The following is a 14928-nucleotide window of genomic DNA, read 5'->3' on the forward strand; positions in this document are numbered from 1 at the left end:
AGTATCAAGTGTTAATAATATTATCGCAACTTACCTATTATTCAAATATTATTTAATCCAATAGAACTTCTCTCATCTCATCAATATCGTCGCTTTTAACGAAGACAACATTTTTATTCCCGGTTAATTCTACAAGTTTATTTTTTCCTAGAATAATAGCTAAATTCTTAATGATAGACCTTTTAGCAGACTCGTTATAATATGTAAAAATGAATCGATATTCATACATATTGTTACTTGTTAAAGTAAAACAATTTTGAAAAATTTCCTTATCTAGTGGGTCAACCGAATGTCCAAAAATAATAATATTTTTAACAATTCTTGGTATTCCATTTGATATATCAGATTCCTGGTCAAAAAATCTCTCATATGCATTTCCAGTTTCTTTAACAATACGTTGATAGAATTTTTGATAAGGTATTAAACTTTTATTAATTTCATTTCCTTTATCTTCAATACCAAAAACCATAGTATTAATTTTATGTTTTTGTCTTTTTAAATCAATTTCTCCATGTATAAAGTGAGTATTTTGTCTTGGAATATCATACAGTTTATTCAGTGTATGTGTATAGTTGAAATTAATTACATAGGAGTTCTGTATCTCAGTAATAACTTTTAAAGCTGTTTGCTGAAATTTATCAGGACTAACTTTAAATTCTTCCACATAAGTGAGATAAATTTCTAGAAGTTCCGTTAATGAGTATAAATGTTTAATAAATATATTATTGAACTGATTTAACGCTTCGTCTCTCTCTATGTTATTCCATTTTAGTTTGTCAAATAATTCTAAAAATATTTCTGCTGCATAAGATTTAGCTACCGAATTGCTTTCAGTCACAAGACGATCCTGTAACTTTTGTATAAAAAGGTCGTAAGGTTCATTCAAATCATTATCATATAATAAGTTAGTATTTGACTTAAAATAATCAATTGCTTCAGCTATCTGAGAGATTATCATTTCAAGATTAGACCAATTTTCTCCCAAATTATCTTTATGGTCCTTTAGAAATCTTAGATATAAATTATCTTTATATTTCTCAGTACAAATTTCATTTTTTTCGAGAAAATCTTTATATTCTTTATCGGGTTTAGGAAACAATTTATCAGCAAACTCCAAAAAATCTTTATAACTTGTTTTTCGACCCATGGCTAAATCAAAGCCGTTTCCTAAAATCAATATCGTATCTGCCATTTATTCTCCCTAGTTATTACTCTACCTCCCCACTCTCAATGGTTCAATCACCTCTTCAATGAGTTTGGTGTAGGCTTCTTTGATGTGTTTTTTGTAGCTGAGCGGGTTGAGGGCATCAGCTGTTTCTGCTTTATAGTCTTTGTAGCGTTGGCTCTTGGTGAGCTGGCTTTCTCCAGATTGCTTCTTAGCACCTTTACGATAGTGTTGGACGTAGTAACGAAGTTCATCGAGTCCGACATACCATTCTCTGGCAAAGCGTTTGAGATGGTCGTCGATAATGGCTTCAATCATGCTGTCCAAGACACCAGTGATAGATTGTCCTTGGTAATCTTTAGGATTAGCTTGGACTTCTTTCCACAGGTTTCGGATGATTTCGGCTAGTTTAGGATTGGTGCGTTCCAGACTCTGGATATAGTTATCAACCGTTTCGATGTCCTTGTCACTGAGGGCCTGTGGACTATCCTCTTCCTGCTGAATCATACTTTGAATCAAGGTCAGGATGTAAGCATAGTTAATCTCGTCGACTTGGACCGATTCCAGTTCGTAGTGGATATCAAAGAGATTATCATCACCATCGTCTTCTGCTCGGCTTTTGAGCTCTGCTAGGATATTTTGATAGATTCCTAGATAGGTTTCGAGCTTTCCATCTGATAGTCCTGTCTCCGCATAGATAGCCGCTTCATCGTATTCGCTATAGACACGGATAGAGGCCAGATACTTGTCAAAGGTTTGGTAAGCCTTGGCAATACGACGGAGTTGTGGGCTAGTGGCCTGCTCAATCGTGATGATGTAGTTTTCCACATCTTCCACTTTTACTTGAAAGTCTATCCAGGCTTGGATAAAGTTTGCTTTTTCTTCTGCCCAATCTGGGGCAGTGACGTCATTTTCACCACCGTTTGAGTAGAGTCTAAGGGCGTTATCCACAGCCTCTTTAAAGGCCTCAGGTCTTTGGAAGGTGATGATATGACCATAACGCTTTTTACTGCCAAAGATACGGTTAGTGCGACTAAAGGCTTGAATCAAATCCTGTGGACGCATGGGCTTTCGGTCGATAAAGAGAGTGGATAGACATGGGGCATCAAAACCAGTCAAAAGACGGTCAACAACGATGACCAAATCCAACTGCTCTTTACGAGGAATGTATTTGTCTAACTTTCTAGCTAAACGATTATTTATATCCGTGTTAAAGCCACGCAAATCAGCCATATTAAAATGCGTCCCATACTCTTGATTGTAATCGTCCATGACCTGCTTCATGTGCTCTTGGTAGCCGATAGATTCTTCTTCATTTTCCGACACTGAGTAAGTGACCGTCACCTTTGGAAAGTCAAGTAGCACGCGCTTAACCCGCTCTGACACCTTGACACGTTCCTGTCCTGCCTTGATACTCTTGAGCAGATTGTAATAGGCCTGAGCCTGTGGAATAGACTTAACGGTTAAGATAGCCTCGTAAGTCTTACCCTCACCATTTGGGAAGCCCAACTGTTGATAACTTTTGTTTAGGATAGCATCCAAGACTTCTAGCATGTGCTCTTTATCTTCATAGACAGAGTCAGGAAGGTCTTCTTCAGGAATCGGCGAAATAATGGTATTACGATAGTCCACCTTAAATCCCAGAACTGCCCCGTCATGGATGGCTTCTTTGACCGTATACTCATGGAGGCGTTCACCATATTGTTGGTGGGTGGTTTGTGCCAAATCACCTAATTGCTTACGTTTATTTTCCTTGAAAATCGGTGTGCCTGTGAAGCCATACCAGAGCGAATTGTGGAAAAAGCCCTTGATGTCTTTTTGGGTCTGAGGCGTAACCGCACGGTGACATTCATCCACAACAAAAGCCACACGGAGGTCCTTGATTTTCTCAGAATCCTTTTGATATTTACCTTCTTGGAACTTGCGCATCATGGTTGTGATTTTCTGGATAGTCGTCACAATCACTCGCTTATCATTTCCTGCCAAACGCTTAACCAAATCATGAGTATTGTCCGTTTCATCGATATCAATGACATCATTGGCAGCGTAGGAAAGGAAAGACGACGTCGTCTGCTGGTCAAGATCCCTGCGGTCCACGACGAAAATCGTCTTCTGAATAGCTGGAATCTGCAAGAGGTTGCGAGCTACCTTGTAGGAGGTTAGGGTCTTACCAGAACCTGTGGTATGCCAGATATAGCCTGATTCCTGACGGCGAGAGGCATCTTGAACAGACTCGATGGCATGGATTTGATAGGGACGTAAGAGGATGAGAGCTTTTTTACTATCATCAATAACGGAGTACTGCATTACCATCTGATGGGCACGTGGAATAGACAGGACCTCATGGGCAAAGTCCATGAGACTGGTCATGGGTTTATTATCTTTATCCACCCAAGATGTCAAGAATTGTTTATTGAGCTTATCTTCTCGTGCAGCTGCGATATAACGTGTGTCAACCTTATTAGTCACAACAAACATCTGAAGGGCAGAATAGATGCCACGTAACTTTCCTTCACGGTCATACTTTTTGATTTGATGAAAGGCATCCAAAAAGGCCACACGAGGACTCTTGAGCTCGATATGGATAAGAGGAAGGCCATTAATCATCAGCGTCGTATCTAATCGACGGTCCTTATCTTGTGGATAAGCCTTGTCACGTTCCACCTGATTGACCACTTCGTAACTGGATTTTCCAGCAGCAATATTATCACGCCAGATGACAGAAAGTCGGATAGTCCCAAGGCTAGCATCTTCACGCTGTACCTCAACTTTGGCAATACCATTTTCACCTGCCAACCACTTAGCAGCTTCATAATAGTTAATGAAGTTAAGCTGGTTCTTAATTTGGCGCTTCTCCTGCTCGGTCAAGGGATGGTCAGCAAGTAGGGCAACGTTATTTTGCGCTAACTTTTCAAAAAAGTTGTCCCATAATTGACCTTCGTTTTTTAAATCTGGGCGATAGGTCCACTGGCTCTCACCAGAGGTTAATTGCTCGATTAATTGACGTTCTATCTCAAGTTCTGGAGTAACTGGTGGCATGACTTATCCTTTCCATATTGTCGTAATCCCTTACATTATAGCATTTTCACAGTTTCTTTCATAGTTTTGGGAAAATTCAAACAAAAAAACACGGGAAGTCCGTGTTAATCGTTTTAGAATAGCAAATGATAATTGTTATGAAAGTACGTTGTCTTCCCTAAACTTACTTCACATGTGAATCAAGTGGGACTACCGCCAATGTCTTACCTAGACTCGCCAGTATTTTAAGAACCGTATCTAACTGAGGTGCTGTTTTACCTATCTCCATACGTGCGATAACAGGTTGTTTGACACCACTTAACTCTTCAAGTTTCTTTTGGGAAATGCCTTGTTTTTTACGAGCATCAATAATCTCAAGCATCAGTGCGACACGGAGTTCACTCGCCGCAATTTCCTCTTTAGTGAAAATAGTTTTCTGTAAATCATCCCAACTACTTCCAATTGCTGGATTCTTTTCTAGGGTCATCTTACAATCCTCGCTTTCTAATATCATCTAAAGCTTTTTGAGCCTTCATCAGCTCACGTCTTGGAGTCTTTTGTGTCTTTTTCACAAAATGATGAAGTAAAATAAAACCATCATCTAGCCATGCTGCAAATAAAATTCTATCTCTCAAGGGTCTTAGTTCCCAAATCTCTCCTTCCAAATGTTTAATGAATGGTTCACCAATCATGGTTCCTCTATTTTTTAACATAGTCAGGTAGTCTTGAATTTTATGTAATTTGATTCTAGAATCTTTGCTTGAATTTATGGATAATGTTTCAATATACTCTCTAACAGGTTCATGTCCATTTCTATCTTTATAAAAATGAATAGGATACATACAAATCTCTCTTCCTTTATTATAACTTATAAGTACTTACATGTAAATACTTATAAGTTATTATTTTTAAATATCACTATTTAAATTTATATTCGTAAAAGGTTAGGAAAAATGATAAAAAGCCACCTATAGTGGCTCAGAATGTATATTATTCATGATCTAGACATGGCAAAAATACGAGTAAGCGACCTAATTTTGTAGCCCTTTCCATCTGTGAAAAGGCTTATCGGAGACTTTTTATTCCTCCCTATGAATGGTAAACCCTGTAGCTTGTTGGTTAGCCATGATGGTCATGTCTGAAATTTGGACGCGTCGTGGTTGCTTGGTGACGTAGAGAACTGCGTCCGCAATATCTTGGGCTTGGAGGGCTTCTAACCCCTGATAAACCTTGGCTGCCTTGTCCTTATCACCGTGAAAGCGAACTTGTGAAAAGTCAGTCTCAACGATACCTGGCTGAATGGTTGTCACCTTGATATCTGTGGCAATGGTATCGATACGCAGCCCATCACTGAAAGTTTTTACTGCAGCCTTGGTTGCTGAATAAACAGCAGCACCTGCATAGGCATAGATGCCCGCCGTAGAGCCCATATTGATGATATGCCCCTCATTGGCAGCAACCATGCTTGGCAAAATCTGACGTGTCACCATCATTAAGCCCTTGATATTGGTATCAAGCATGGTCAGCATGTCCCACTCCGCATAGTCTTGGTAGGCTGTTAGACCTAGTGCCAGACCTGCATTATTGACCAAGACATGGACTTGACCTACACTTTTGAGAATAGCTTGGCAAACATCCTTAACCATGGCCATATCTGTGACATCCAGGGCAAAGGTCCAAACTTTTTGATTGGGATAAGTTGCTTGGAGCTCTTCTTTTAGAGCTTCTAAGCGCTCCACACGGCGACCTGTTAGGATGAGATTTTCTCCCTCTTTGGCAAAGGCACGCGCCGTTGCTTCACCAATTCCTGATGTTGCTCCTGTAATAAGTACATTTTTAGACATATAATTCTCCACTTCTATGATTCCGCTGCCCCTAAGTTGTTGGTTAATTCACTCAACTTCTTGATAAAATCAGGAAGTTCTAGCTTGGGGAGGTTAGATTTCTTATTTCCCGACTTCCAAAATATCCAGAGTAACTGGTTGAAACCATCCTGCAGCACCTTCTTTTGTTGGTCCGAGAGATTGCCAAATTCTTGCAACATCTGGCCTAGCTTAGGGAGAGTTTTTATCCCAATATCATCCAGACTTTCAATTCCAGAATCAAGAATGGTATCAAAGAACAAATCACAAACCTGCTTGAGTTCTTGATTTGGCAAGGTCTCAATCCATTCTTGGAAGGTCTCTTTTAAGCGTTGACTCAGGTCTGTCGGCCGGTCCACATAAACAAAATCATTTGTTTCCAAGTCAACCTGCCAAAGCAAGACATTGTGTTGAGCGATGCCTATGCCATCTGCTGCTACGAGCTTTGCGGTTTTGTCCCAGTAGAGCATAACTCCCACAACGGATTCTTGAGGTCTGACAACCGTCATCTTGGCTTTCAATTCTTGGTAAGAAGGCTTCTCTAAGAGTGATTTCATCAAGCCTGGAGAATCAAGAAGCAAGAGCTCTGCTATTTGCTCACGCAAGACAGTCGAACTCTGAACAGCCGAATAGAGGGCAAGATTGCCACCCTTGGAGTGTCCGGAAACAGCGATATGGCCACTGAGGTTTGGCAAGTGCTTCTCCAGAAAGGCCATAGCTGAGCGATGGGCAGGAATTTCCCGACTGTAGGTCAGTTGAAAATCCTCCTTCCAACCAATAACGCTATCATCTGTCCCACGAAAGACAATCTGCTGGTAGTCCAATTCAGGCAAGCTGAAAATCATAGCCGCAAACTGCTTTTCCACTTCCTTGTCCAAGACACTACAGTAGTCACTTAGATTAAGTCCAGCGAAACGCCTAGACCTGACCATGGCTTCAGCCAAATCTACCCGTTCCTTAGTCACCATGAAGCTGTAGTCTGGATTTAAGTCCTTCCCTTCAGCATAGTCATGTAAATTGATGGTTTCCTTCAAATCACTTGCTGAGAGCCATTTTTCATAAGTCAGGTAGCCAATTTCATTAATACAAACCTTATCCAAAATATTAAGAGGCTCTTGGTCGAAAGGCAAATCCTTAACCTTTTCAAGATAATCGATTAAATTGGACATCATTACTCCTTAAAGTCTTTCTTACTTTGATTTTACTAGAATTTTCAATAAATTGTTAGTGAAAAATGTGATATGATAAGAGAAATTATTTATTAGGAAAAGGAAGCTTATGACTATTTCACGATTTTACCGTATCTTACTAGCTCTCTGTGGACTAGTAGGAGTTTCTATCCAAATCCATGATGATGGTTGGGGCATGTTGCTCTATTACACTGTTTTGTCCAATATCCTGGTCTTCTCCAGTTTGATTTTCTTCATCTTCTATGACTTCAAAAAAGGGGATGCGACAACTAACACCAAACTCTTACGTTACAAGGGTGGTGTAACCATGGCCATCCTCATCACTGGAGTCATCTATCACATCCTCTTGGCCCCTATTACAGAACCTGAGAAATTCTGGACCCTCCGTAACTTCTTGGTCCACTATATTGTGCCTTGGGGATTGGTACTTGATACCCTCATTTTCGATGCTAAGAAAGCCTACCGTCTACGTGAGCCAATTTACTGGTCCGTGGTCCCTCTGTCTTACTTTGCCTTTGCCCTTTTAAATGGCTTGGTTCTAAAACTCCCTATTCCAGGTGCTAAAGATAGCCCCTTCGCCTACTTCTTTATCAATGTCAATAAATTTGGTTGGAACAAGGTTTTGGTAAACGTCTTGGTCATCAGTGCCGGGTATATCGCTGTTGGCTATCTCTTATATCTCTTGAAAAAATTTATCGGTCGTAAACCGGCATAAAACACGAACTGAGCTACCCTAGGTAACTCAGTTTTTTCTATTGCAACAAACCTAATTTATCAAATGCCTTATACAAGCCATCAGCCTCAACATCGTCTGTGACTAAGTCTGCCATGGCCAAGATTTCTGGCCCACCATTTCCCATGGCAACTCCAACCTCACAGTATTCCAACATAGGGATATCAATCTTTGCATCGCCAAAAGCAATGGTATCCGAAGGCTTAGCACCCAAATATTCCAAAATAACATCAATGGCATGGGCCTTGTTAATATGCTTAACACCCAAATCACCAAACAAGGCTGTCTCACCTCGACCTCCCCAAGTATGGGCTTCAAGCTGCGGAAAAGCTTCTTTAGAATCCAAGTGATCCTGATAAGACTCCAAAACGAAACTGACCTTGTTTAGGTCGTCACGGTAGAGTTCCCCACCATACTGGAGGCCATGAATGAAATCTTCTGGTTCCTTACCCTCCACAGACTCTGCAGATTGCCCTTTTTGAATAGCGTAAGTCTTAAGTGTCTCACGCGCCCGCTCCCGAAAATCAGGACTAGCAAAGAGACCATTATTGCTCTCCAGATAAAAGGCAAGATGGCGCTCTGTTAGCCAATCCACAATCTTTGCTGCATCTTCCTTGGATATCAACTGATGCATGAGGACCTGGCCATGATACTCCACATAAGAGCCATTACCACCAATCATCCCATCTAAACCAATTTCCCATAATTCTGGTTGCATTTCTGCCTTGCTACGTCCGGTACAAACATAGACCAGATGCCCCTTTTCACGCGCCTGACGAATTGCCTTTACTGCTGACTCTGGAATGCGGTTATGATAATTCACCAATGTCCCATCAACATCTAGAAAAATAAGTTTTGACATGTTTTCACCTCGAGTCCTCTTTTACTTTATTATACCCTGATACTGCTCCAAGAGATAATACTTTCCTCAGATAAACTGATACTATCCTATGATAGTGTTGTCTCCAATCCAAAGCATTGCCATTTCTCCTGAAAGAAGCTATGATGAAGGTATGAATGATTTAAAAACTCTACTGAATCACCTGCCCTATAAATTAGCAGCCTATGATGCCCAAGGAAACTTTCTCTACGACAACGGTGGCGCTGACGGTAGTTTCTTCCCCCGTGAGCCTGAAAATCTGCCTGATTGGGTCATGTCTGAAGTTCTAGCATCTCCTACAAAAGAAAGGAGTTATCAGATTCCAACAGACAGTTTTGATCAAGTCCTCATCCAGACCTACCAAGCTGCTATCGACAACGAAGGAAAGGTCCTAGGATTTTGGGAGACTATTTATGATTTGAAGCAACCTCTCAAGACCTATCTTGATAACTCTGCTCAAGCTCTTGTCGCCTGGTCTGATGCCACTAGTGGCGCTAGTTTCAAGGAAGAAACTGACTTTTAAGCTAAATTTCTTGCTTTAATAAATGAAAAATTCACTTAATTCAAGACTAGCTCAAAACACCCTTATTCATAAAATGTGCCTAAGTCAGCACTACAAAGGCTTTTTGGAAATCAGTCACTTTAATATCTCTCACAGAATTTATAAACACTCTATTTTGCATTTTTGCGCTATTTAAGGTAGAATGGGAGTAATGAGAAAAAGAATAAAACCGATCGTTGTTTACGTGGTTCTAGCTCTTTTAGGATTAGCATTAGTTATTGCAAATATTCACAATACGTCCAAACAGCAGGCGCATCTTCAAAACGTGAAGTCTGCTATTCCTTATGCTACTACACCAAAAACAACAACCAGTAGTACATCTAGTAGTTCCGACGAGGAGCTGAAACTCAATCCCATTATCGACCTTTCGGGGTGGCAACTACCTCAGGATATCGATTACGATGTCTTGTCAAATCATATTTCTGGTGCTATTATCCGTGTCTTTGGCGGATCACAGATTAGTAAGGATAGCAATGCCGCTAGTTCGAATGGGGTTGACAAATCTTTTAAAACACATATCAAAGAACTCAAAAAACGTGACGTTCCAGTTGCCGTCTATTCCTACGCTCAGGGTGCTTCTGTCAAGGAGATGAAGGAGGAGGCTCGTATTTTCTACAAAAATGCTTCTCCATACAAACCTACTTATTACTGGATTGACGTGGAAGAGGAAACCATGCCTAATATGGAGGAAGGTGTCCAAGCTTTTCTAGCTGAGCTCAAACGTCTAGGAGCTGATAAAGTCGGTCTCTATATTGGTGCTTATTTCATGCTTGAGCAAGAGGTTTCAACCAGAAACTTCGATGCTGTTTGGATTCCCGCCTACGGTACTGACTCTGGTTACTATGAGACTTTGCCAAACACTGATATTGACTATGATCTACATCAGTATACCTCACAAGGAAGTCTTCCTGGATTCGATAATATTCTAGATCTTAGCCAAATCAATCCCGAGAAAAACAAACGTAAAACCTTTGAAAAACTCTTTGGTAAGATTAAGCAAAAACCAACTAAAAATAAGAAGACTACTTCGACAAGTTCATCTAGTAGTCAGTAAAAACCAGTGTCTAAAGCACTGGTTTTCTTCTTGTCAAATTGGTTTAGGCTTGTTCGGACGAATATGGTATAATGGATGGTAGAAATGAATAACTTTAAAAGGAGATATGACAATGGCTAAGAAAGGCAAAGTCAAGAAGACCCTGGTTGACCAAATTCTTGATAAAGCTAAGATTGACCATGATAGCTTATCCTTCAATGGTTTAGAGGGGGAGCTTCCAGAAGATGTGGCGCGTGAAAGCATTTATAAAACCCTCGCCCTTAAGGGAGATAAGACAGGGCCTGTCATCGGCATTGTCCCTATCACCGAACACCTGTCTGAAAAGAAATTAGCTAAAATTTCAGGGAACAAGAAGGTTCAAATGATTCCACAAAAGGATCTCCAAAAAACAACTGGCTATGTTCACGGGGCTAACAATCCTGTGGGAATTCGCCAAAAACATAATTTTCCTATTTACATCGATCATTCTGCCCAAGATGCTGGCTTCCTCATTGTCTCAGCGGGGGAAATTGGGCGTTCTATTCGTATCAATAGTCAAGAACTTGCTGATTTTGTTAATGCTGAATTTGCTGATATTAAGGAGTAATCATGAAACTGTATTTTGTACGTCACGGTAAAACTGAGTGGAACTTGGAAGGCCGACTTCAAGGTGCCAAGGGAGACTCGCCTTTACTTAAAGAATCTATCGAACAAGTACGTGAGCTAGGTCACTACCTCAGTGACACTCATTTTGACTTGGTCTTCTCAAGTGACCTACCTCGTGCTAAAAAAACTACAGAGCTCATCATGGAGTCTCAAAAACCTAAAGCTAAAGTTACCTACACTAAAACTTTGCGTGAATGGCAACTAGGTAAACTAGAGGGGCAAAAGATTTCCCTTATCCAAGCCATCTATCCAAAAGAAATGGATGCCTTCCGTAACAATCTAGCCAATTTCCGTGCTAAGGACTTCCAAGCGGAATCTGTCTACAAAACAACAAAACGTGTGGCCGAATTTGTCAAAACACTTAAAGACAGTGATGCTAAAAATGTCCTCATTGTCGGTCACGGAGCTAACTTAACAGCTTCTATCCGTACCCTCCTTGGTTTTGAACCTGGTCTTCTTCGTAAAGCAGGAGGTCTTGACAATGCTTCTGTCACTATTCTCGAAACCAACGATTTCGAGCACTTCACTCTTAAATGTTGGAATGATACGTCCTATATGGATGAACAAAACAAGATTAGCTAAATCATCGACTGACTTCATAAGACAAGCGATCCTGATCAAGGGTCGCTTTTTAGCACTCAAAAAACCCTTAAAGCCTACTACTTCAAGAGCTTCACTTCTATTATTTCCTCCCTCTTGATAAATAAAACGGCCACACGAGGCCGCTCTATTTATCTTCCATATTTCATACGAAGGATTTTTTCCTGATTAGCATTCAAACGAAGAAGGATAACCACTTTATCAATACTCATATTGCTCTCAAGAAGACGTTCAGCCGCCATCATAAGACCATTATTGATACCTAGTTGAAGGACTGGATTTTCATTATCATTGATATCAAAGATATATTTGTTATTTGGAAGGTCGAAAAGGACTTTCACCGCTCCAAAGAGTTGCTCAAAACTATCGATTTCCAAGTCGAAGACTGGCTTAGTACCTGGTTTAAGGCTACGTCCACGGTGGTTAAACCACATTGAGTGCCAGCCACCATTGAAGGCACCCATGACATCATTGTCATAAGAATCTCCAACATAGAGTGTCGTCGATGGATTCATGTCAAATTGCTCAGCTGCGAGGTTGAAGATTTCCTTCTCAGGCTTTTGGAAACCTGTCGCCTGACTGACGATGACACGCTTAGGATCAACGTAATCATAAAGTCCCAACTTCTTAACCTTTTTAAGTTGGTGCTCTGTTGGTCCATTGGTAATAATACCCATAGGAACATTTTTTTCCTTTAGGAAATCAAGGGTCATGCGCATCTCATCAAGCATGGTGATATTTTCCAACTCATGCTCGTAAACCTCTTGAAAATGGCTGCCCGTTTCTTCATCAATTTCACGGTAGCCAAACTCCAAAAGCGTCTCTTTACAGCGCCAAAAACGGAAATATTCGGTTGTCCACTCACCGGCCATTACACGTGGAAAACCAACATCAGAATAGTGGCGGAAACGAATGTAGGCTTGATTCATGTGACTCATATCAAAGTCAGGGAAACATTTTTCCATGGCAATACGATAAGGTGCCTGTTGGTCGTAAATAGTATCGTCAACGTCAAAAACAATAGAGGTAATCATCTGTCCGTTCTTTCTTATATCATTCTCTTGTCAGAGACTTAGATAAATTAGGAAGCTAACAACTAAACTACTACATGAGTCTGCTCCTAATTTAATCTTCAGTCTTGCAAAAGTAAGCTTTAAGTCAACTGTCTAGGGGCAATCTTACTCGTCTGTTTTTTATCAGATTGCAATTGCCCAAACAGTCTTATTATACCGTTTTTACCTTCTTATTTCAATTTTCGACCCCACTTAAGAAAAGATTATTCGTGTTTTGAAGACAGAAAAAGGTTTGGAACAATTTGTCCCAAACCTAATGCATCTTGTCATATTCAGACACTTATTTAATTTCTTTAAAGGTCATTTTTTGTTTGACTTCACCCTGACCACCTTTGGCAATCTGGTAATAGAAATCTTTTGATGTAAAGTGGTCACCATAAGCAAAGACCTTGTTGTATTGCCATTGTGACAATTGATCGTCCTCTTTTTTACCAAGAGTCAATGTTGTCTTTGTCACACTGTATTCCCACTTAGCTGTTTGGTCATTATAAGCCTTGTCAAAATCAGTCTGACTCTTAGCAGCATTAACCACTGTCGTACGATCCTGACTCACAAGTGCCTTGTTACCGCCTTCTTGGAAAGCTACATACATGACACGATTATTGACCTCACCATTTAGAGAACTTGAGTATTGGTAAACCTTACCAGGTACAACACTATCCAAATGGTGTGTTCCCCAGTAATAGAAAGCACCAAATCCAGCTCCCGTAACCAAGAGACAGGCGAGAACGACACTAATAATGATATTTCTCTTTGACATGTCTTGCCCCTCTCTATTCGTCACCAGTTAGGTCAGAGAAAGTTGCCTCTGAGTCTGTTTCAGTGTGGCTTGAAGAACTTGATGATGAGCGTTCAACACTTGATGAAGCCTTAGATTCAGATGATTTTTCAGTGCTTGATGATGAACTTTCTTTTTCCTTGTAAACATCAACGTTGAAAGCCCACTTATCACCCTTATAACTTACCTGGATTTGGGCATATCTTGCCTTGATAAGATCTGACATCTTACTATCACTGTTAAGAACATCGTAAATCTTTTGAGCGAGAGCTTTGGCATTGTCTTCCGTTTTAGCACCATCTTTAGGTCCACCTACAATGTCTTGAGCCTTAGACGTTTCACCTTGACGGTAGAGGGACGTGCTTTCAGTGTCCTTCTTAGCAGTAGCATTTTCACCAGTCTTATCACCTTCATGTGAGAAGAAACTCCATGCAGGACGACCTGAACGTTTTTGTTGATATACTTGTTCGAATTCACTTTGAACCTTGTCTTGGAAAGCATCATCAGTCAATTCTTTTTCCTTAGAACTTTCTGTACTTGCTTTGCTTTCACTACTGCTTGCTGTTGAGCTTGATGCAGAAGATGATGATCCACTTGTTGAACTTGATGAAGCATCTTTAGATTCTGATGATGACGAAGATGAGTCCTTGCTATCTTTAGAATCTTTGTCTTTATCGTTATTATTGTTAGTCGTGCTATTTGAGAATGAAACGCTATTGTCAGAATTATCTGGAGCGTAGATCACTGTATTCTTAGAATGGTCATCAGAGACAAAAGTGCTGTTATTGATAATCACTCGGTTGTTATCACCATAATAGTTGTTGATAACAATCTTAGAATGTGCACAACGGTAACCATTACCAGTCACATGGTAACCTGCTGGGACATCACCATCACGTTTCAAGATGAGGACGTCACCTGCGAAGATAAGATCAATATTCTGAATATTGTTATCGTAAGCTAATTTTTCAATAGAAATTCCAGTTGCTTGAGAGATTCCCCACAAGGTATCTCCCCATTGAATCACGTACTGTTGGCCATCTAACTGCTGTGGATTGATGTTCTGAGTTGTCAAATTATTTGTAATTTGTTCAGGTGTGCTGGCAATCCAGTTTGTAATATCAGCAGCGTGAGCACTCGTTTGATTTTGATAAAAGCTATCTGCTAACACAGATACCGTAGGCATCCCAATAGGTGCTAGTAAAGCGCCAAGCATCACGGCTTTACTAACATAATTTTTCTTTTTCATCGTATTTCCTCCTTATATCATACGAAACTTACTTTGCTATTGTACACCCTTTTTATTATATTTGTCAATAAATTCTATAACTTTCTAATCGAAGGTTAATGCTAGTTAACGATTTGTCC

Annotated in this window: 15 protein-coding genes; 5 read left to right on the plus strand and 10 right to left on the minus strand. The window is 40.2% G+C overall.

Going from position 1 to position 14928, the window contains the following annotated elements; all coding sequences use genetic code 11:
- Positions 1 to 52 precede the first annotated feature (52 nt).
- The 6 genes from NSQ79_RS06480 to NSQ79_RS06505 all read right to left on the minus strand — a co-directional run bounded on the left by NSQ79_RS06480 (position 53) and on the right by NSQ79_RS06505 (position 7214).
- Complete coding sequence (locus NSQ79_RS06480; protein ID WP_164332213.1) at positions 53 to 1192, minus strand: AbiH family protein; 1140 nt, start codon at positions 1190 to 1192, stop codon at positions 53 to 55.
- A gap of 21 nt (positions 1193 to 1213) precedes the next feature.
- Positions 1214 to 4204 carry a type I restriction endonuclease subunit R gene (locus NSQ79_RS06485; protein WP_175062565.1) on the minus strand — a complete coding sequence of 997 codons (2991 nt, stop codon included), beginning with the start codon at positions 4202 to 4204 and terminating at the stop codon, positions 1214 to 1216.
- A gap of 163 nt (positions 4205 to 4367) precedes the next feature.
- Positions 4368 to 4670 carry a helix-turn-helix transcriptional regulator gene (locus tag NSQ79_RS06490; RefSeq protein ID WP_049528689.1) on the minus strand — a complete coding sequence of 101 codons (303 nt, stop codon included), beginning with the start codon at positions 4668 to 4670 and terminating at the stop codon, positions 4368 to 4370.
- A gap of 1 nt (position 4671) precedes the next feature.
- The gene (locus NSQ79_RS06495; RefSeq protein ID WP_045001823.1) at positions 4672 to 5025 is read right to left on the minus strand and encodes a type II toxin-antitoxin system RelE/ParE family toxin; all 354 of its coding nucleotides are present in this window, start codon (positions 5023 to 5025) and stop codon (positions 4672 to 4674) included.
- A gap of 237 nt (positions 5026 to 5262) precedes the next feature.
- Positions 5263 to 6027: an SDR family NAD(P)-dependent oxidoreductase gene (locus tag NSQ79_RS06500; RefSeq protein WP_061652208.1), complete on the minus strand. Its 765-nt coding sequence runs from the start codon at positions 6025 to 6027 to the stop codon at positions 5263 to 5265.
- A 14-nt stretch (positions 6028 to 6041) separates the two neighbouring features.
- Positions 6042 to 7214 carry an Mbeg1-like protein gene (locus tag NSQ79_RS06505; RefSeq protein WP_045771825.1) on the minus strand — a complete coding sequence of 391 codons (1173 nt, stop codon included), beginning with the start codon at positions 7212 to 7214 and terminating at the stop codon, positions 6042 to 6044.
- A gap of 109 nt (positions 7215 to 7323) precedes the next feature.
- Between NSQ79_RS06505 and NSQ79_RS06510 the strand changes: the two genes are divergently transcribed.
- Positions 7324 to 7950, plus strand: coding sequence for a Pr6Pr family membrane protein (locus NSQ79_RS06510; protein ID WP_045771826.1), 627 nt, complete (start codon positions 7324 to 7326; stop codon positions 7948 to 7950).
- A gap of 37 nt (positions 7951 to 7987) precedes the next feature.
- On the opposite strand, the gene NSQ79_RS06515 is transcribed toward NSQ79_RS06510, so the two are convergent.
- Positions 7988 to 8830 (minus strand): HAD family hydrolase, encoded by an 843-nt coding sequence (locus NSQ79_RS06515; RefSeq protein ID WP_164332211.1) that lies wholly within the window; start codon positions 8828 to 8830, stop codon positions 7988 to 7990.
- Between the two features lie 151 nt (positions 8831 to 8981).
- Here NSQ79_RS06515 and NSQ79_RS06520 point away from each other — a divergent pair, with 151 nt between their 5' ends.
- The 4 genes from NSQ79_RS06520 to NSQ79_RS06535 all read left to right on the plus strand — a co-directional run bounded on the left by NSQ79_RS06520 (position 8982) and on the right by NSQ79_RS06535 (position 11691).
- Positions 8982 to 9371: a sodium transporter gene (locus NSQ79_RS06520; protein ID WP_118058024.1), complete on the plus strand. Its 390-nt coding sequence runs from the start codon at positions 8982 to 8984 to the stop codon at positions 9369 to 9371.
- A 190-nt stretch (positions 9372 to 9561) separates the two neighbouring features.
- Entirely contained in the window at positions 9562 to 10464 is a 903-nt protein-coding gene (locus NSQ79_RS06525) for a glycoside hydrolase family 25 protein (RefSeq protein WP_118058017.1), read from the plus strand.
- 112 nt (positions 10465 to 10576) lie between these two features.
- Entirely contained in the window at positions 10577 to 11050 is a 474-nt protein-coding gene (locus tag NSQ79_RS06530; protein WP_013990824.1) for an aminoacyl-tRNA deacylase, read from the plus strand.
- Positions 11051 to 11052: 2 nt separating this feature from the next.
- Positions 11053 to 11691 carry a histidine phosphatase family protein gene (locus tag NSQ79_RS06535; RefSeq protein WP_013990825.1) on the plus strand — a complete coding sequence of 213 codons (639 nt, stop codon included), beginning with the start codon at positions 11053 to 11055 and terminating at the stop codon, positions 11689 to 11691.
- Between the two features lie 149 nt (positions 11692 to 11840).
- Here NSQ79_RS06535 and NSQ79_RS06540 read toward each other — a convergent pair whose 3' ends face one another.
- The 3 genes from NSQ79_RS06540 to NSQ79_RS06550 all read right to left on the minus strand — a co-directional run bounded on the left by NSQ79_RS06540 (position 11841) and on the right by NSQ79_RS06550 (position 14809).
- Complete coding sequence (locus tag NSQ79_RS06540; RefSeq protein ID WP_013990826.1) at positions 11841 to 12743, minus strand: HAD family hydrolase; 903 nt, start codon at positions 12741 to 12743, stop codon at positions 11841 to 11843.
- A gap of 319 nt (positions 12744 to 13062) precedes the next feature.
- On the minus strand, positions 13063 to 13542 hold the full coding sequence (locus NSQ79_RS06545) for a hypothetical protein (RefSeq protein WP_004182767.1): 480 nt from the start codon (positions 13540 to 13542) through the stop codon (positions 13063 to 13065).
- Between the two features lie 13 nt (positions 13543 to 13555).
- On the minus strand, positions 13556 to 14809 hold the full coding sequence (locus tag NSQ79_RS06550; protein ID WP_045771831.1) for a LysM domain-containing protein: 1254 nt from the start codon (positions 14807 to 14809) through the stop codon (positions 13556 to 13558).
- Positions 14810 to 14928: the final 119 nt, after the last annotated feature.

It is taken from the genome of Streptococcus sp. FSL W7-1342 (assembly GCF_037966635.1).
Lineage (GTDB): Bacteria > Bacillota > Bacilli > Lactobacillales > Streptococcaceae > Streptococcus > Streptococcus salivarius_D.